Origin of the sequence: Mesorhizobium sp. L-8-3 (genome assembly GCF_016756615.1) — a bacterium.
In the GTDB taxonomy this organism is placed as follows: domain Bacteria; phylum Pseudomonadota; class Alphaproteobacteria; order Rhizobiales; family Rhizobiaceae.
The window spans coordinates 1,992,937-2,009,122 of sequence record NZ_AP023262.1 but is presented as its reverse complement, the minus strand read 5'-3'; the positions used below and the strand labels follow the sequence as shown (position 1 = coordinate 2,009,122).

The following is a 16,186-nucleotide window of genomic DNA, read 5'->3' as shown; positions in this document are numbered from 1 at the left end:
GCCCATGAGCGGCATGGTCATCATCGGCGGCGGCGAATGTGGCGGGCGCGCCGCGTTGGCCTTGCGCGAAGCAGGTTACGAAGGATCGGTGACGCTGGTCGGCGCAGAACCGCATCTGCCCTATGAGCGGCCGCCGCTGTCAAAGGAAGTGCTTGTCGCCGAGACAGCGCCCGACCCCAGATGGATCGGAACCGGCCTGCGCTATGAAGAGGCGGGCATTCGCTGCATCACGGGGCTGGCTGCTGCCGCCATCGATCGCGCGGCCAAGACCGTCACGCTGGCAGACGGCGCCACGCTCGCCTACGACCGGCTGCTGCTCGCGACGGGCGCAGCGCCGCGCCGGCTTGCGGCGGCCGACATGGCGGGACCGAGGGTCGCCTATCTGCGCAGCTATGCGGATGCCCTCGCCCTGCGCGACCATCTGGCAGCCGGCACCGATCTTGCGATCATCGGCGCCGGCTTCATCGGACTGGAACTCGCGGCGAGTGCCCGGCGGCGCGGCGTCAAGGTTACCGTCATCGAGGCCCAACCGCGTATCCTGATGCGTGGCGTGCCCGAGCCGATCGCGGCGGTCGTGGCCCAACGCCATCGCGCTGAAGGGGTCGATCTGCGCACAGCTTGTCGGATCGAGGCTTTCGCCGGCCGCCCGGACGGCGTGACGATCACGCTGGAGGGCGGAGAGAGGATCGATGCCGGCCTCGTGGTCGTCGGCATCGGCGCGCTGCCCGTCACCGGCCTCGCCGAGGCGGCCGGCCTGGCGGTCGACAACGGCGTCGTTGTGGATCGCCTCCTCGCGACCTCCGACCCCGACATCTTCGCCGCCGGCGACTGCTGCTCTTTTCCGCTCGCCCTCCACGGCGGGCGGCGCGTGCGGCTGGAATCCTGGCGCAGCGCCCAGGAGCAAGGCGCGCTCGCGGCGCACAACATGCTTGGCACGGCCGACCCGGTGTCGTCGGCCCCCTGGTTCTGGTCGGATCAGTATGAGTTGTCCCTGCAGGTCGCCGGGCTGGCCGACGGCAGCGAGCGGACTGTGCGGCGCGACCTGGACGACCAGGCTTTCATCCTTTTCCACCTCGACGCCGGAGGACGACTGGTCGCCGCGAGCGGCATCGGCCCCGGCAATGCCGTCGCCCGGGACATAAGACTGGCCGAGATGCTGATCGCCAGGGGTGCCAGGCCCTCGGAAATGGAACTCGCCTCGCCCGATGTCAGGCTGAAGGCATTGCTCGCCGCCTGACGCGGCACTCAGGGAGGAACGACATGCCACGATCGCTCCGACCCACCGTTGCGGACCTTCTGGGGCTGAAGGGACAACGACAGCTCGTCATGTTGCGGGTCACGACGCTGGAGGAAGCCGAGGCCGCCCAGCGGGCCGGCGTCGAGATGCTGTCCGTTACGCCCGAACTGATGACCGACAGGTCCTTTCGCGATGCCGCGCCGGATTGCTTCGCCGTCCCCGGCGGCGAACAGAGCGTCTACACGCCGAAGGAGGACTGCCTGCGGGAGGCGTTCCGCATGATGCGCGCCGGGGCGGATGCCGTCTACTGCGCGGCCGGGCTCGACACGATCCGCGCACTTCGGGCCGAAGCCGTTCCGGTCTGCGGCCATTGCGGTCTGGTCCCGTCCCAGGCGACCTGGACCGGCGGCTTCCGCGCCGTTGGCAAGACCGCGGCAAGCGCTTTCTCGGTCTGGAAGAAGGTCCGGGATCTCGAGGCAGCTGGAGCATTCGCGGCCGAGATCGAGGTCGTGCCGGCAGAAGTCGCCGCGGCAATCTCCGGACGAACCTCGCTGTTCATGATCTCGATGGGGGCCGGGGACGGCTGCGACGCGCAATATCTATTCGCCGAAGACGTGCTCGGTCAGAATCGCGGCCGCTATCCGCGTCATGCCAGATCCTACCGCAATTTCGCCGCCGAGTTCGATCGGCTGCAGCAGGAACGCTCGGCCGCCTTTGCCGAATTCGCCGCCGATGTGCGCTCAGGCCGTTTTCCCGAGAAGCGACATCAGGTCGGTATCGATCCGGCCGAGCTTTCCAGCTTCCTGGAGGCCTTGGAGGCTGCGCAATAAAATTACGCGACCGGCATCAAATACGACGCGAAGCGCTTCTTACCTTCTGAAACCGCCGTGATAGAGTCCGGCCGCGATTGACCCCCGGGCCGCAAGTCCCGGCGAAGCGTCAGAGGGAGGCCGCGTCGTGACACCGCAAGCAGACAATCCCGCGCCCTTGCGGCTCCATGTTCCGGAGCCGGAGGTCAGACCCGGCGGAACGCCCGACTTCTCGAGCGTGAAGATCGCGCCGGCCGGCTCGGTGCGGCGGCCCGAGGTCGACGCCAACCCGGAAGACATCCGCGATCTCGCCTATTCCATCATCCGGGTGTTGAACCGCGAGGGCGAGGCGGTCGGGCCCTGGGCGGGTCTGCTCAACGACGACGACCTGGCCGAGGGCCTGAAGCACATGATGACGCTGCGCGCCTTCGACGCGCGCATGCTGATGGCACAGCGCCAGGGCAAGACCTCCTTCTACATGCAGCATATGGGCGAGGAAGCCGTAAGCTGCGCCTTCCGGCGCGCCTTGTTGCCCGGCGACATGAACTTCCCGACCTACCGGCAGGCCGGCCTGCTGATCGCCGGCGGCTACCCGATGGTCGACATGATGAACCAGATTTTCTCCAACGAGTCCGACCCGCTTAAAGGCCGGCAACTTCCGATCATGTATTCGTCGAAGGAGCATGGCTTCTTCTCGATATCGGGCAATCTCGGCACCCAGTTCGTCCAGGCGGTGGGCTGGGCGATGGCCTCGGCGATCAAGAACGATACCAGGATCGCCGCGGGCTGGATCGGCGACGGCTCGACCGCCGAATCCGACTTCCATGCGGCTCTCGCTTTCGCCTCGACCTACCGCGCCCCCGTCGTGCTCAACATCGTCAACAACCAGTGGGCGATCTCCACCTTCCAGGGCATAGCGCGTGGGGGTTCCGGCACCTTTGCCGCGCGCGGCCTGGGCTTCGGCCTGCCCTCGCTGAGGGTCGACGGCAACGACTATCTGGCCGTCCATGCGGTCGCCTCCTGGGCCGTGGAGCGCGCGCGGCGCAATCTCGGGCCGACGCTGATCGAATATGTCACTTACCGAGTTGGCGCCCATTCGACATCGGACGATCCATCGGCCTATCGACCGAAAACGGAATCGGATGCCTGGCCGCTCGGCGATCCCGTCATCCGGCTGAAGAACCATCTGATCCTGCGCGGCCGCTGGTCGGAGGAGCGTCACAAGCAGGCCGAGGCGGAGATCCTCGACACGGTGATCTCGGCGCAGAAGGAGGCCGAACGCCACGGCACGCTGCACGCCGGCGGGAAACCTTCGGTGCGCGACATGTTCGAGGGCGTCTATGCCGAGATGCCGCCGCATCTGAGGCGCCAGCGCCAGCAGGCGGGGGTTTGATCCGATGCCGCGCAAGACAATGATCGAGGCGATCCGCGACGCCATGGACGTCATGATGGGCCGCGATGACGATGTCGTCGTTTTCGGCGAGGACGTCGGCTATTTCGGCGGCGTCTTCCGCTGCACCCAGGGCCTGCAGGCGAAATACGGCAAGACGCGCTGCTTCGACACGCCGATCAGCGAGCTCGGCATCGTCGGCACGGCGATCGGCATGGCCGCCTACGGGCTGAAGCCCTGCATCGAGGTGCAGTTCGCCGACTATGTCTATCCCGCCTACGACCAGATCGTTTCGGAAGCGGCCCGGCTGCGCTATCGTTCCAACGGCCAGTTCACCTGTCCGATCGTCATCCGCATGCCCGCCGGCGGCGGCATCTTCGGCGGCCAGACCCACAGCCAGAGCCCGGAAGCGCTTTTCACCCATGTCTCCGGCCTGAAGACGGTCGTGCCCTCCAATCCGCACGACGCGAAGGGCCTGCTGATATCGGCGATCGAGGACCCGGACCCTGTCATCTTCCTCGAGCCCAAGCGCCTTTACAACGGCCCCTTCGATGGCCATCACGACAGGCCGGTCACGCCCTGGTCGAAGCATGCCCTGGGCGAGGTCCCGGACGGCCACTTCACCGTGCCGCTCGGCAAGGCGGCGATCCGCCGGCCGGGCACCGCCATGACGATCCTGGCCTACGGCACCATGGTCTATGTCGCCGAGGCGGCGGCGCAGGAAACCGGCATCGATGCCGAGGTGATCGACCTGCGCACCCTCCTCCCGCTGGACCTGGAGACGATCGTGGCTTCGGTGAAGAAGACGGGACGCTGCGTCGTCGTGCACGAAGCGACGTTGACGTCGGGCTTCGGCGCCGAACTTGCCGCTCTCGTCCAGGAGCATTGCTTCTTCCATCTCGAGGCGCCGGTGGCACGGGTCACGGGATGGGACACGCCCTATCCGCATGCGCAGGAATGGGACTATTTCCCCGGCCCGGCCCGTCTCGGCCGCGCCTTGCTCGATACCATGGGAGTCTGACGGAATGGGCGAACACGTCATAAAACTCCCCGACGTCGGCGAGGGCGTCGCGGAGGCCGAGCTTGTCGAATGGCACGTCAAGGTCGGCGACCTGGTGCGCGAAGACAGCGTGCTTGCCGCAGTGATGACCGACAAGGCGACCGTGGAGATCCCGTCGCCGGTCGACGGCGAGATCCTGTGGCTGGGCGCCGAGATCGGCGACACGGTCGCGGTCGGGTCGCCATTGCTCAGGCTCAAGGTCGAGGGCGAAGGCAATGCCGCGCCCGAGCCGTCCGCACCCACGGCAGCGAAGCCGTCAGCAGCCGCGCCAGCCGAGCCGATCGCAGCGCCAACGCCGGTCGCCGCCGCGACGCCGACGGCCAGACCCGAGATCCCGGCACTGGAGAAAGCCCCCGCGCGGCTCGCCGCTCCGGCCGCAGCACCCCGCGCCGAAGGCGAGAAACCGCTCGCCTCACCTGCGGTCCGGCTGCGCGCCAAGGAGGCCGGCATCGACCTGCGGCAGGTGCCCGGAACCGGCCCTGCCGGCCGCATCGGCCATGACGACCTCGACGCCTTCCTGCGGCAGGGCCCGCAGACCGCCCGGGCGCCGGCGCGGCTGGCGGAAAACAACAGCGTCGAAGAGATCAAGATGGTCGGCATGCGCCGACGCATCGCCGAGAAGATGGCGCTGGCGAAGACGCGCATTCCGCACATCACCTATATAGAGGAGGTCGACGTCACCGCGCTCGAGGAACTGCGCGCCACGCTGAACAAGGACAAGCGCCAGGACCGGCCGAAGCTGACCCTGTTGCCCTTCCTGATGCGGGCCATGGTCAAGGCGATCGCCGAGCAGCCTGGGATCAACGCCTTGTTCGACGACGAGGCGGGTATCGTCTACCGTCACGGGGGCGTCCATATCGGCATCGCCGCGCAGACGCCGTCCGGACTGGTGGTCCCGGTGGTGAAGCATGCCGAGGCACGGGACATCTGGGACTGCGGCACCGAGGTCAACCGTCTCGCCGAGGCGGCAAAGGCCGGCACCGCGACACGGGAAGAACTCACCGGCTCGACCATCACCATCACCTCGCTCGGCGCCATGGGAGGTGTCGCCACCACGCCGGTCATCAACCACCCCGAGGTCGCCATCGTCGGCGTCAACAAGATCATGGTGCGGCCGGTCTGGGACGGCTCGTCCTTCATTCCGCGCAAGATGATGAACCTCTCGTCGAGCTTCGACCATCGCGTGGTCGATGGTTGGGACGCCGCTGTCTTCGTCCAGCGGCTGAAGACGCTGCTGGAAGCGCCGGCACTGATTTTCGTGGATGATTGATTTGGACGCCGCGTGGAACGGAGATCGGGGATGATGAAGGAAATCTCCTGCAAGTTGCTGGTCATCGGCGCTGGCCCGGGCGGCTATGTCACGGCCATCCGCGCCGGCCAGCTCGGCGTCGATACCGTCATCGTCGACTTCCAGAAGCCCGGCGGTACCTGCCTCAATGTCGGCTGCATCCCCTCCAAGGCCCTGATCCACGCGGCAGAGGAATTCGAGAAGGTCGTCCATGCCGGCCACGCCAAGAGCCCGCTCGGCATCTCGGTCACCCAGCCGACCCTCGACTTTCCCAGGACCATCGCATGGAAGGACGGGATCGTCGGGCGCCTCAACACCGGCGTGTCCGGCCTCCTGAAGAAGGCCAAGGTCAAGATCGTCGACGGCCACGCCAGGTTTCGCGACGGCAAGACGGTCGAGGTCGAGACCGAGATCGGCCAGCAGGTGATCCGCGCCGAGGCGGTGGTGATCGCCACCGGTTCCGCCCCGGTCGAGCTTCCCGCCCTGCCCTTCGGCGGACCGGTGATCTCGTCGACCGATGCCCTGGCGCTGACCAAGGTTCCCGAGCGGCTCACCGTGGTCGGCGGCGGCTATATCGGCCTGGAACTCGGCATCGCCTTCGCCAAGCTCGGCGCGAAAGTTGCGGTGGTCGAGGCCGAAGGCAAGGTTCTGCCGCTATACGATGCCGAGCTGACGCGGCCCGTGTCGAAACGCCTTGCCGAGCTCGGCATCGACGTGCTGACCGGCGCCAGGGCGAAGGGACTTTCGACGAAGGGCGATGCGCTGGTCGTCGAGACGGCGGACGGCGCCGAGAAGAAGCTCGCAGCCGAAAAGATCCTGGTCACCGTCGGACGCAAGCCGGTGACCGAAGGCTGGGGTCGCGAGGAGATCGAGCTCGACATGGCAGGCAGGTTCATCCGGATCGACGACCAGTGCAGGACCTCGATGCGCGGCATCTATGCAATCGGCGACGTCACCGGCGAGCCGATGCTGGCGCATCGGGCAATGGCGCAGGGCGAGATGGTGGCCGAGATCGTCGCCGGCCATAGGCGCAGCTGGGACAAGCGCGCCATCCCGGCGATCTGCTTCACCGATCCGGAAATCCTGTCGGTCGGCCTCTCGCCCGACGAGGCGAAGAAGTCGAGCCGCGAGATCAAGACCGGCCTGTTTCCGTTCCAGGCCAATGGCCGCGCCATGACACGGCTCGGCGAGGACGGTTTCGTCCGTGTCGTGGCACGCGCCGACAACCATCTGGTTCTGGGCATCCAGGCGGTCGGCCAGGGCGTCTCGGAACTGTCGACGGCCTTCGGCCTCGCCATCGAGATGGGCGCAAGGCTGGAGGACATCGCCGGCACGATCCACGCCCATCCGACAATGGGCGAGGCGTTTCAGGAAGCGGCGCTGCGGACGCTGGGGCATGCACTGCATATCTGAGGGTGTGCAGTCAATTCGTTGAGGTGCCGGGTAGCCATGGTGGCGTCCGCCTCGTTTCGAGTTAAGCTCTGACACGAGACATGGCAGGAGCCTTTCGATACCAAGGGTCAAAGAGGGAAAATCGTTGCCGGAAGAGGTGACGATACAATTCCGCATCGTGGAGATGAGCCACTGCGGGTTTCACGACTTTATGCAGCGAACCGATGGGCCGGGCGTTCCCGTGCCCGAGATTGCGGAATTGGTGCGCCGATCGGCACCTTGGGACGCCTCCTGCACCACGTCAAAGCTCTGAACACCGAATCGCCTGTGACGTTGGCCTACCGTGAAAGTGCCTCTGAAATCCGTTTTGTTTCAGTTGGATAACGGATTCGTTTACACCGTGCTGGGCCCCTCATCCGCCTGCCGGCACCTTCTCCCCGCATGCGGGGAGAAGGTGCCGGCAGGCGGATGAGGGGCAGCGCAATCGTCGCAGGACGTGCCCTCAGCCCTTCACATGGGCGTCGATCTGGCGGGCGAGCTCGGCATATTCGGCGCAGCCCTTGCCGCAGCGCTTCTCGATCTCCGCCAGTTGCTTGCGTGCCGCCGTCACGTCGCCGAGTTGGAGATGGGCCTCGCCCATATATTCGCGTACCAGCGTGTAGTCCGGGTCGACGCGCAGCGCCTCCTCGTAATAGCCGAGGCCGACGAGCACGCGGCCTTGCTTGCGATGCGAATAGCCGAGATAGTTGAGGATACGCGGATCGGACTTGTCGGCGGCCAGGCTGAGGATTTCGATGGCCTCGCCATACCGCCCCTGCATGGCAAGCGAACGTCCCGTCTCATAAATGCTGTCGTTGCCGAGCTGGCTCTGCTTGCTGACGCATTTCTTCCTGTTCTTGTCCCAGACCTTCCCGCCTTCGCATTTCGGGACGGGCGCCGGCTCGGAACTGCCGCCACCGCCGGCGGCGAAAGCAGGCGAGGCGGCGAGCAGGAAGGCGAGGCTCGTGATCAGGCGGGCATTCATTCGGTCCTCCTTCTATGGCATGCACGGTCGGATCAACGGCACCGGCCGCCGATTTCTTCCCGAAGCTACCACAAATTGCGGCGATTCGGGGAGGTCTGTGCCGGAGGGGCATCGAATGCCGGCGCACCGGCAGGGGAGAGGCCATCCCCAGGCAGCCCCCGCTGCGAATTCAGTGGAACTTCAGGTGGCCCCTGCCGTCGCGATGTCGGGTCTCGCCATGGCTCAGGCCGCCGCGTTCCCGGCAGCGCGCGGAAAGAAGATCGCGCGGCCGGGATCGAATTCGTAGCACGCCTCGAAGAGCGTGGCGTCGCTTGCGAGCGCGGCGACCGAGGCCAGTATGAACTCCACCTTGTCGTCGGGGAGAAGCACGCTGAAATTCAGTCGCGTGAAGCCCGGCTTGGCGATCTCGTCGCGGGCCAGGATGGCTTGGCGCATGCGCTCCGAATCCGCTGGTCCGATGCCCAGCAGCCGATGGACATAGGGCCCAGCGCAGGCACAGCCGCCGCGCGCCTGGATGCCGAAACGATCGCTCAGCATGCGGGTGACGAGTTGCTGATGCACATGGCCGCCCTTGCCGTTGCCGACGCGGAACGAAAAGATGGGCAGCCTGTCCGGAGATGATGGTCCGAGCAGTTCGAGCTGCTTCACGCCGCGCCAGGCCTCGAATGCGCGAGCGGCAAGTTCGGCATTGCGCTTGCGCATCGTGTCGACGCCGATCGCGTCCTTGACCAGGAAGGCGAGCGCGGCACGGATGTCGCCGACGACATTCGGCGTGCCGGCTTCCTCCCGAGCCTCGACACTGTCGCTGTAGTCATGAGCGGTCGGCGAGACGAACTTCACGGTGCCGCCGCCCGGCCAGGATGGCTTGGTGGCCACGACCGCGTCGCGGCGCAGGATCAGCACACCCGACGCGCCGGGGCCGCCGATGAATTTGTGCGGCGAGACGACGACCGCGTCGATCTCAACGCCAGGCCTGGGCGACATGGCGATCGGCAGATAGGGCCCGGCGCCGGCGTAGTCCCAGACGACCCTGGCGCCCGACGCCTTCGCCAGCCGGGTGACCGCGGCGACATTGGTGACGATCCCCGTCACATTGGACGCGGCCGAGAAGGCGCAGACCGTGAGATCGGCCGGCTGCCGCAGCGCCTCGCCGAGACCGACGAGATCCGGCCCCCCGTCCGGGCCCTCGGCGATCTCGATCACTGTGGCGCCGCTTTCCCGCCAGGGCAGGATGTTCGAGTGGTGCTCATAAGGGCCGATGATCACACGGGCTCGCTTGCCCGCGGCCACGGCGTCGGCCAGGCCGAACAGCGTCACGAGGCGGTTGATGCCGGCGGTGGCGCCCGAGCCCGCGAAGATTACCGCATGCTCCGCACTTGCTCCGCAGCAGTGGGCGATGGCTGCGCGGGCCTCCCGGCGAAGCCGTGTCATGAAGCCCCCGCAATAAGAAGCCTCCGTGTGGCTGTTGGCGTAGAAGGGCAGCACCTCCTCCAGCACGAACCGTTCGACCTGGGCGAGCGCCCGCCCTGAGGCGACGTAGTCGGCATAGACGAGAGGCTTTCGGCCGAACGCACCGTCGATCGACACGTTCCGGCCGATCAGTCCGGCCTGCAGCGCCGCAATCGTGTCGTCGGACAGAAGGTCGCGGCTGAAACCCTGCAGCAGGCCGGCCGTGCCGGCTTGGCCCTGTTGCGTCATGCGCATCGTTTCTCTCCCGGGAAATGCCAGGGAGATTCTATTCGGTTTTGCGCGGTGAAATGACATCGACTTCATGCAATTTTTCGGCCATTATGGGTCATATGATCGAGAAAATCACAAGGATCGATGCAATCGATCTAAGGATCCTTACCTGCCTGCAACGCGACAGTGCGATCTCCCAGCGGGACCTGGCCGATCAGGTGGGGTTGTCACAAAACGCCTGCTGGCGTCGCCTGCGGCGGCTGAACGAGAGCGGCCTGATCCGCGGCTCGCGCGCCGATGTCGATCTCACCGCGCTCGGCTTCGACCTGACCGTCTTCGTCATGATCCGGACACGCCACCATTCCAAGGAATGGGCGGACAATTTCCGCAAGCATGTGGAGCGGCTGCCAGAGGTGATCGATTTCTACCGGATCGGCGGCGACTGGGATTACCTGATCAAGGTCGTGACGCGCGGCATGTCTGGTTATGACGGCTTCTACCAGAAGCTCATCACCAATTTCGACCTGGCCACGGTCACGGGCTTCTTCTCGATGGAAGCCATCATCGACAACCGGCCGGCGGATCTCGCTCGCCTGCGCTGAGCGCCCTTGGTCCGCCGGCTGGCGGTTCAGCTCTTGCGGACCTGCCAGGCAAGATAGGCGATGGAGGCGCCCACGCTGACGAGTTGCAGGCCGAGCAGCAGCCCGATCAGCCACATCGCCGTCACCGGCATGCTGGCCAGGAGGATGATCGACAGGGCGATGCCGACGAGCCCGCTCGCAAGGACCCAGCCCCAGTTCGGGAAAGGCCGGATGGTGAGGGCGAAGACGACCTTCGACATGCCCTCGATCATGAAGAACACGATCAGGAGCAGCGTGACCGTCACCAGCCCCTGCTCGGGATCGCGCAGGAAAAGGAAGCCGATCAGTACGGCGAGGATGACGGAAATGAGCTGCAACCAGAAATGCGGCACCTGACCGGCCCCGATCAGGCCGAAGCCCTGAATGACGCCGCTCAGGATCAGCAGCCAGCCGAGCAGCACGACGACCGCGACCGACGAGATGACGGGATAGATGATCGCCAGTACCCCGGCTACGACCAGAAGCGCGCCCTGGATGAGATACCAGAGCGAATGACGCTTCACGGCCTGGCGCATCGCCTCGCGAAAGACTTCCGCCGCCGCATCCACCGAAATCGACATGCCCGCCTCCTGCAGTTCCGGTTTACCTTGCGGCAGCATTGCCCCAAACGGGTCGGGCTGCAAGCATCCTTTGCGTCGGCAAAGCTCCGGGGAAGGCGCGGGCCGCCACCATTGCCGCCGATCCTTCCGTCGAGCGATCACATGGCGGCGTATAGGACCGCGTCATCCCTATCGCCTTAACGCCCTGAAGCTGCGGGCCATTCGGGACATACTGAAGCTCGCCTTGCGCAATCTCCACGAGAACGCGGTCGAGCACATGGCCAACGGTGGCAGCGTCGCCTGGCGTCCGGTTCGCGACGGTTGCGGCGTGATGGTCGAGGACGATGGACCGGGAATTCCGGAAGAGGATTTGCCGCTCGTCATCCGGCGTTTCTATCGCGGACGGCACAGGAGCGCCGCCGGGACGGGGCTCGGCCTGGCGATCGCCGAACTCGCGGCGAAACGGTCAGGCGGCGGGCTCATGCTGCGCAACCGCGACGGCGGGATCGGCCTCGGGGCCGCCATCTTGCTGCCGCCCACCGACGACCCGGAATGGGGTCTGATCTATCTCGCTTTCGAACCTTGTTTTCTTTACGATTTTTCCAGAACCGGCGTGCAACTTTCGGTACGGTTGCGCTATTGTGACTCGGGGAATGGCGAGGCAAGTGGTTAGGGAGTCTTTCTCATGAAGAAAATCATCGCCGCACTGGCCGTTGTCGCCGCTTTGAGCGGCTGCACGACGACCGAGCGGGATATAAGCGTGGGCACCGCCGCGGGCGCTGTCATCGGCGGCATCGCCGGCGGCGGCGAAGGAGCAGCGATCGGCGCCGTGGCCGGCGCGGTCGGCGGTGTGCTTGTCCGCAACCTGCGCAACGGATATTGCCAGTACCGTGGCCGGGATGGCCGCATTTACACGGCCCGCTGCTGATCCGGGCTTCAACGCTGAAACGGCGGCCCTGATGGGATCGGAGCCGCCGCGTTTCCTGTCCTCGCGCTCGGAGCCTTCCCGGTTCAACGACGCGGCCATCAAGCGGCCACGGCGCGCAGCTTTGCCGTTTCGTTGCCGCCCGCTGATGCGGTCGGGGCCTTGAAGCGCCGCAGCCGCAGGGCATTGCCGAGCACGAAGACGCTCGATAGCGCCATCGCCCCGGCCGCCAGCATCGGCGACAGCAAGGTGCCGCCGATTGGGTAGAGCACACCGGCCGCGACCGGGATCAGGCCGGCATTGTAGGCGAAGGCCCAGAACAGGTTCTGCCTGATATTGCCGATCGTGGCTTTCGACAGCGCGATCGCGTTGGTCACGCCGTTCAGATCGCCCGACATCAGCACGACGTCGGCGCTTTCGATCGCGACGTCTGTGCCCGTCCCGATCGCCAGGCCTACATCCGCCTCGGCCAGCGCCGGCGCGTCGTTGATGCCGTCGCCGACAAAGGCGACTGCCCGCCCGCGGTCCCGCAGCCGCTTGACCGCCTCGACCTTGCCGTCAGGCAGGACCTCGGCCACGACCTCGTCGATGCCGAGCTCCGCCGCGATCGCCTCGGCCGTGCGCCTGTTGTCGCCGGTGATCATCGCCACCTTCAGGCCGAGCCCATGCAGCGCCCGGATCGCCTGCGGCGTCGTCGGCTTGACGGGATCGGACACGGCGATGATTGCGGCCAGTCGGCCGTCGAGCGCCGCATAGAGCGGCGTCTTCGCCTTGCGGCCGAACGCAAGAGCCAGTTCGGCCAAGGGAGCCGGGTCGACGCCGAGTCGGCTCATGAACCGGTCGGCACCGATCGCGATCCGGTGTCCGCCAACGACCGCCGTGACGCCGTAGCCGGGAACCGCCTCGAATTCCGCGACCGAATGCAGGGTCAGCCTCTCGGCCTTGGCGGCGGCGACGATGGCCGAGGCCACCGGATGCTCGGACTGGCCCTCGACCGATGCCACGAGCGCCAGCACCCGCTCGCGATCGAAGCCCGGCGCCGGCACGAGATCGGTCAGCAGCGGGCGGCCTTCCGTCAGCGTGCCCGTCTTGTCGAGCGCCACCACCTCGACACCCTTGAGCGTCTGCAGGGCCTCGCCGTTGCGGAACAGTACACCGAGCTCGGCGGCGCGGCCCGTGCCGACCATGATCGAGACGGGGGTGGCGAGCCCCATGGCGCAGGGGCAGGCGATGATCAGCACCGCCACGGCATTGACGAGCGCGAAGGTGAGCGCAGGCTCGGGACCGAAGGACAGCCATACCAGGAAGGTGATCGCGGCGGCCGCCATCACGGCAGGCACAAACCAGGCCGTCACCTTGTCGACCAGCGCCTGGATCGGCAGCTTCGATCCTTGCGCTGTCTCGACCATCCGGATGATCTGGGCAAGCAGCGTGTCCGCCCCGACCTTGGTCGCGCGATAGGTGAAGCTGCCCGTCTTGTTGATCGTGCCGCCGACGACCTCGTCGCCCTCGCCCTTGGCCACGGGAACGGGCTCGCCCGAGATCATGGATTCATCGATGAAGGAGGAACCGCCGAGCACCAACCCGTCGACAGGCACCTTGTCGCCCGGCCGCACCTGGATCACGTCGCCGGCTCGGACCGCGTCGAGCGGTGTCTCGACGAACGCGCAATCGCGCTCGACGCGCGCCGACTTCGCCTGCAGACCCATCAGGCGCTTGATCGCCTCGCTGGTGCGCCCCTTCGCCTTGGCCTCGAGGAACCGGCCGAACAGGATGAGCGTGATGATGACGGCGGACGCCTCGTAATAGACATTGGCCGTGCCCTCGGGCAGGATCGACGGCGCAAATGTCGCAACGACCGAATAGCCCCAGGCCGCGGTAGAGCCCAGCACGACGAGAGCGTTCATCTCCGGCGCGAGCCGCATCAAGGCGGGCAGGCCCTTCCTGTAGAAGCGCAGGCCGGGGCCGAACTGCACGATCGTCGCCAGCAGGAAATAGGCGAGATAGAGCCGCTCCCGGCCGATCGCCATCCACAGCCAGTGATGCAGCGGCGGATAGGCATGCGACCCCATTTCCAGCAGGAAGATCGGAAGCGTCAACACGCCGGCGAAACGCAGGTCACGCTTGAGGTTGAGCAGTTCCTTGTCCTTCGCCTCCTGCCTCGGATCCACGGCGGCTCCATCGGCTGCGGCGATGCGGCGAGCCTGGTAGCCGGCTCCCTCGATCGCAGCTTCGACAGCCGCGACGGGTACCGGCCCCGCGGCCTCCAGGGTCGCCCGTTCAGTGGCGAGGTTCACCGACGCCCGGAGGACGCCCGGGACGGCCGATATGGCGCGTTCGACCCGGCGCACGCAGGAGGCGCAGGTCATGCCCTCGATCCCGATCTCGGCCGTCTCGATCGCGACCTCGTAACCCGCTGTCCGGATCGCTTCGATCACGTCGCTCGGCCGGGAGACGCCGTCGAAGGTCACCTCGGCCGATTCGGTCGCGAGGTTGACTGCGGCACGTGTCACGCCCCGCACGTTGCCGACCGCGCGTTCGACCCGGCGCACGCAGGACGCACAAGTCATGCCCTCGATGCGGAAGCTCTGCGGTGCTGCAGCGGGTGAAGAATGCGCATTCATCTGTCTCGTTCCCTCATCCAAGAATCTGGATCGGAACGCGGTGTAGAGGTTCCAGTCATTGGAAGGTCAACAGACCGACCAGGATTTTTCTTCCCGGCTCTCCCTTGACCCTCCAGTTGCTGGAAACCCCATTTGCTGCGACGTGGCCATGCGCCAGGCAACAGAACAGGAGATCGAAATGCTGAAACTCAACGTGCCCGACATGACGTGCGGCCATTGCGCGAGCACCGTCACCAAGGTGGTGAAGTCGGTCGACGCAGGCGCCGAGGTCACCATCGACCTGCCGGCGCAGACCGTCACCATCGCTTCGGCCGCGGACGCGGCGAAAATCACCGCGGCCATGGATGCGGCGGGTTATCCCGCGAAGGCGGCGTGAAACGCGACACCAGGGTCGGGAAATGCGAGCCCGGGCAGCCGTCCGGGCAATCGCGACGGGACCACACTATATGGACGGGTAACGAACGGACCGGGGACGTAGCACCCCTCACAAAGCACTTGAGCTTCCAGTGACTGGAAGGGCTATGGAGCCGGTATTGCAGGGAGACGTGTATGAACATCGGACTGGCTGCGGAAAAATCGGGCCTCCCCCCCAAGACGATCCGCTATTACGAGGATATCGGCCTGCTCACCGCCGACCGGGCCGGTAACGGATATCGCGATTACTCCCTGACGGATGTGCATCGGCTGCGGTTCCTGAAGCGGTCGCGCAGCCTCGGCTTCTCGGTCGAGGAATGCCGCCAGCTGCTTTCCCTTTATGACGACAAGACCCGTGAAAGCGCCGAAGTGAAAGCCGTTGCGGAGGCCAAGCTCGACGAGATCGAGAAGAAGCTAGCCGAACTCATCGGGCTGCGCGACATGCTGAAGGAGCTGGTGAGCAGCTGCCATGGCGACCACCGGCCCGACTGCCCGATCATCGAAGGCCTCTCGGGGGGCAAGGCGCCACGGTAAGGCGCGACTCCGCGGCCTTACCCCGGTCTTTCATGAGTCTTACAAGTCCGAAAAGATCGTCGAGATCACGATCACAAATGCGCGCAGCGCCGCCGTCGACAGGCGTCGGCGGTTGACTTGTACAAGCAAATCAGATGCCTGAAGGGGCTATGCAGGAGACGACAGGACATCGGCGGACCGGGGGGATGCTTGCGCGCATTCTCCTGGCCCTGGCGTTCCTGACGATGTCGGCACTCCAGCCCGGCCCTTATGACACCCCGGAGAACGCACCCTTACGCGACAGGAACGCCATCGCGGCAGATGCGCTGCAGGTCGCACCCGTCCCAGAACCCGCTTCGATCGATGCGGGCGGGCAGCATGCCGGCGTGTCGGCCAAGAGCGGAAAGGTCGTGGACCAAAACTGCCAGGTCCATTGCGCGCCGACGGCAGCGCTGCTTGTCGGCTACCTCACCATCCAACCGCAGATCGGCGGCTGCCCCGCGCCGCCGCCGACACCGCAATTGCCGTCGGCCGAGCACGCCTCGCCGATCCGGCCACCCAGGCTCGTGGCCTGATCCGACCGCGCCGACAGGGCGCATCAAGGCCGAGCCGACAAGCCCGAGCCTAAGGACAACAGACCGGAGATGCCC

The 16,186-nt window shown here is 66.2% G+C and carries 16 protein-coding genes; 12 read left to right on the top strand and 4 right to left on the bottom strand.

Annotated features, from left to right (window positions below; genetic code table 11):
• Positions 1-4: 4 nt before the first annotated feature.
• The 6 genes from JN302_RS09475 to lpdA all read left to right on the top strand — a co-directional run bounded on the left by JN302_RS09475 (position 5) and on the right by lpdA (position 7,197).
• On the top strand, positions 5-1,237 hold the full coding sequence (locus tag JN302_RS09475) for an NAD(P)/FAD-dependent oxidoreductase (protein WP_202332701.1): 1,233 nt from the start codon (positions 5-7) through the stop codon (positions 1,235-1,237).
• A gap of 23 nt (positions 1,238-1,260) precedes the next feature.
• Positions 1,261-2,067, top strand: a complete 807-nt coding sequence (locus JN302_RS09470; protein WP_202332700.1) for a 3-methyl-2-oxobutanoate hydroxymethyltransferase — start codon at positions 1,261-1,263, stop codon at positions 2,065-2,067.
• A 127-nt stretch (positions 2,068-2,194) separates the two neighbouring features.
• Entirely contained in the window at positions 2,195-3,439 is a 1,245-nt protein-coding gene (locus JN302_RS09465; protein WP_202332699.1) for a 3-methyl-2-oxobutanoate dehydrogenase (2-methylpropanoyl-transferring) subunit alpha, read from the top strand.
• A gap of 4 nt (positions 3,440-3,443) precedes the next feature.
• Entirely contained in the window at positions 3,444-4,457 is a 1,014-nt protein-coding gene (locus tag JN302_RS09460; protein ID WP_202311680.1) for an alpha-ketoacid dehydrogenase subunit beta, read from the top strand.
• Positions 4,458-4,461: 4 nt separating this feature from the next.
• Positions 4,462-5,766 carry a dihydrolipoamide acetyltransferase family protein gene (locus JN302_RS09455; RefSeq protein WP_202332698.1) on the top strand — a complete coding sequence of 435 codons (1,305 nt, stop codon included), beginning with the start codon at positions 4,462-4,464 and terminating at the stop codon, positions 5,764-5,766.
• A gap of 33 nt (positions 5,767-5,799) precedes the next feature.
• Positions 5,800-7,197 carry a dihydrolipoyl dehydrogenase gene (gene lpdA, locus JN302_RS09450; RefSeq protein WP_202334239.1) on the top strand — a complete coding sequence of 466 codons (1,398 nt, stop codon included), beginning with the start codon at positions 5,800-5,802 and terminating at the stop codon, positions 7,195-7,197.
• A 481-nt stretch (positions 7,198-7,678) separates the two neighbouring features.
• Here lpdA and JN302_RS09445 read toward each other — a convergent pair whose 3' ends face one another.
• Together JN302_RS09445 and JN302_RS09440 are read right to left on the bottom strand one after the other, a co-directional pair.
• Positions 7,679-8,200 carry a tetratricopeptide repeat protein gene (locus JN302_RS09445; protein WP_202311678.1) on the bottom strand — a complete coding sequence of 174 codons (522 nt, stop codon included), beginning with the start codon at positions 8,198-8,200 and terminating at the stop codon, positions 7,679-7,681.
• Between the two features lie 222 nt (positions 8,201-8,422).
• Complete coding sequence (locus JN302_RS09440) at positions 8,423-9,904, bottom strand: aminotransferase class V-fold PLP-dependent enzyme (RefSeq protein WP_202332697.1); 1,482 nt, start codon at positions 9,902-9,904, stop codon at positions 8,423-8,425.
• Between the two features lie 95 nt (positions 9,905-9,999).
• On the opposite strand from JN302_RS09440, the gene JN302_RS09435 reads away from it, so the two are divergent.
• Positions 10,000-10,482, top strand: coding sequence for an Lrp/AsnC family transcriptional regulator (locus JN302_RS09435; RefSeq protein ID WP_202332696.1), 483 nt, complete (start codon positions 10,000-10,002; stop codon positions 10,480-10,482).
• Between the two features lie 26 nt (positions 10,483-10,508).
• Here JN302_RS09435 and JN302_RS09430 read toward each other — a convergent pair whose 3' ends face one another.
• Positions 10,509-11,081, bottom strand: coding sequence for an HdeD family acid-resistance protein (locus JN302_RS09430; RefSeq protein WP_202311671.1), 573 nt, complete (start codon positions 11,079-11,081; stop codon positions 10,509-10,511).
• Between JN302_RS09430 and JN302_RS39920 the strand changes: the two genes are divergently transcribed.
• Entirely contained in the window at positions 11,080-11,733 is a 654-nt protein-coding gene (locus JN302_RS39920) for an ATP-binding protein (protein ID WP_202332695.1), read from the top strand. The two genes, JN302_RS09430 and JN302_RS39920, sit on opposite strands and share 2 nt — an antisense overlap.
• A 12-nt stretch (positions 11,734-11,745) precedes the next feature.
• Positions 11,746-11,988 carry a hypothetical protein gene (locus tag JN302_RS09420; RefSeq protein ID WP_202311668.1) on the top strand — a complete coding sequence of 81 codons (243 nt, stop codon included), beginning with the start codon at positions 11,746-11,748 and terminating at the stop codon, positions 11,986-11,988.
• Between the two features lie 98 nt (positions 11,989-12,086).
• Here the strand turns inward: JN302_RS09420 and JN302_RS09415 are convergent, their stop codons facing one another.
• Positions 12,087-14,609 (bottom strand): heavy metal translocating P-type ATPase, encoded by a 2,523-nt coding sequence (locus tag JN302_RS09415; RefSeq protein ID WP_202332694.1) that lies wholly within the window; start codon positions 14,607-14,609, stop codon positions 12,087-12,089.
• Positions 14,610-14,787: 178 nt separating this feature from the next.
• On the opposite strand from JN302_RS09415, the gene JN302_RS09410 reads away from it, so the two are divergent.
• The 3 genes from JN302_RS09410 to JN302_RS09400 all read left to right on the top strand — a co-directional run bounded on the left by JN302_RS09410 (position 14,788) and on the right by JN302_RS09400 (position 16,111).
• On the top strand, positions 14,788-14,985 hold the full coding sequence (locus JN302_RS09410) for a heavy-metal-associated domain-containing protein (RefSeq protein ID WP_202314656.1): 198 nt from the start codon (positions 14,788-14,790) through the stop codon (positions 14,983-14,985).
• A 173-nt stretch (positions 14,986-15,158) separates the two neighbouring features.
• The gene (gene cueR / locus JN302_RS09405; protein ID WP_202311664.1) at positions 15,159-15,557 is read left to right on the top strand and encodes a Cu(I)-responsive transcriptional regulator; all 399 of its coding nucleotides are present in this window, start codon (positions 15,159-15,161) and stop codon (positions 15,555-15,557) included.
• Between the two features lie 185 nt (positions 15,558-15,742).
• Complete coding sequence (locus JN302_RS09400) at positions 15,743-16,111, top strand: hypothetical protein (protein ID WP_202332693.1); 369 nt, start codon at positions 15,743-15,745, stop codon at positions 16,109-16,111.
• Positions 16,112-16,186: the final 75 nt, after the last annotated feature.

What these genes read in the sequence shown, in the direction of transcription:
- JN302_RS09475 (WP_202332701.1), top strand. Translation starts at nt 5, where the DNA reads ATGAGCGGCATGGTCATCATCGGCGGCGGCGAATGTGGCGGGCGCGCC.
- JN302_RS09470 (WP_202332700.1), top strand. Translation starts at nt 1,261, where the DNA reads ATGCCACGATCGCTCCGACCCACCGTTGCGGACCTTCTGGGGCTGAAG.
- JN302_RS09460 (WP_202311680.1), top strand. Translation starts at nt 3,444, where the DNA reads ATGCCGCGCAAGACAATGATCGAGGCGATCCGCGACGCCATGGACGTC.
- JN302_RS09455 (WP_202332698.1), top strand. Translation starts at nt 4,462, where the DNA reads ATGGGCGAACACGTCATAAAACTCCCCGACGTCGGCGAGGGCGTCGCG.
- lpdA (WP_202334239.1), top strand. Translation starts at nt 5,800, where the DNA reads ATGAAGGAAATCTCCTGCAAGTTGCTGGTCATCGGCGCTGGCCCGGGC.
- JN302_RS09445 (WP_202311678.1), bottom strand. Translation starts at nt 8,200, where the DNA reads ATGAATGCCCGCCTGATCACGAGCCTCGCCTTCCTGCTCGCCGCCTCG.
- JN302_RS09440 (WP_202332697.1), bottom strand. Translation starts at nt 9,904, where the DNA reads ATGCGCATGACGCAACAGGGCCAAGCCGGCACGGCCGGCCTGCTGCAG.
- JN302_RS09435 (WP_202332696.1), top strand. Translation starts at nt 10,000, where the DNA reads ATGATCGAGAAAATCACAAGGATCGATGCAATCGATCTAAGGATCCTT.
- JN302_RS39920 (WP_202332695.1), top strand. Translation starts at nt 11,080, where the DNA reads ATGCCCGCCTCCTGCAGTTCCGGTTTACCTTGCGGCAGCATTGCCCCA.
- JN302_RS09430 (WP_202311671.1), bottom strand. Translation starts at nt 11,081, where the DNA reads ATGTCGATTTCGGTGGATGCGGCGGCGGAAGTCTTTCGCGAGGCGATG.
- JN302_RS09420 (WP_202311668.1), top strand. Translation starts at nt 11,746, where the DNA reads ATGAAGAAAATCATCGCCGCACTGGCCGTTGTCGCCGCTTTGAGCGGC.
- JN302_RS09415 (WP_202332694.1), bottom strand. Translation starts at nt 14,609, where the DNA reads ATGAATGCGCATTCTTCACCCGCTGCAGCACCGCAGAGCTTCCGCATC.
- JN302_RS09410 (WP_202314656.1), top strand. Translation starts at nt 14,788, where the DNA reads ATGCTGAAACTCAACGTGCCCGACATGACGTGCGGCCATTGCGCGAGC.
- cueR (WP_202311664.1), top strand. Translation starts at nt 15,159, where the DNA reads ATGAACATCGGACTGGCTGCGGAAAAATCGGGCCTCCCCCCCAAGACG.
- JN302_RS09400 (WP_202332693.1), top strand. Translation starts at nt 15,743, where the DNA reads ATGCTTGCGCGCATTCTCCTGGCCCTGGCGTTCCTGACGATGTCGGCA.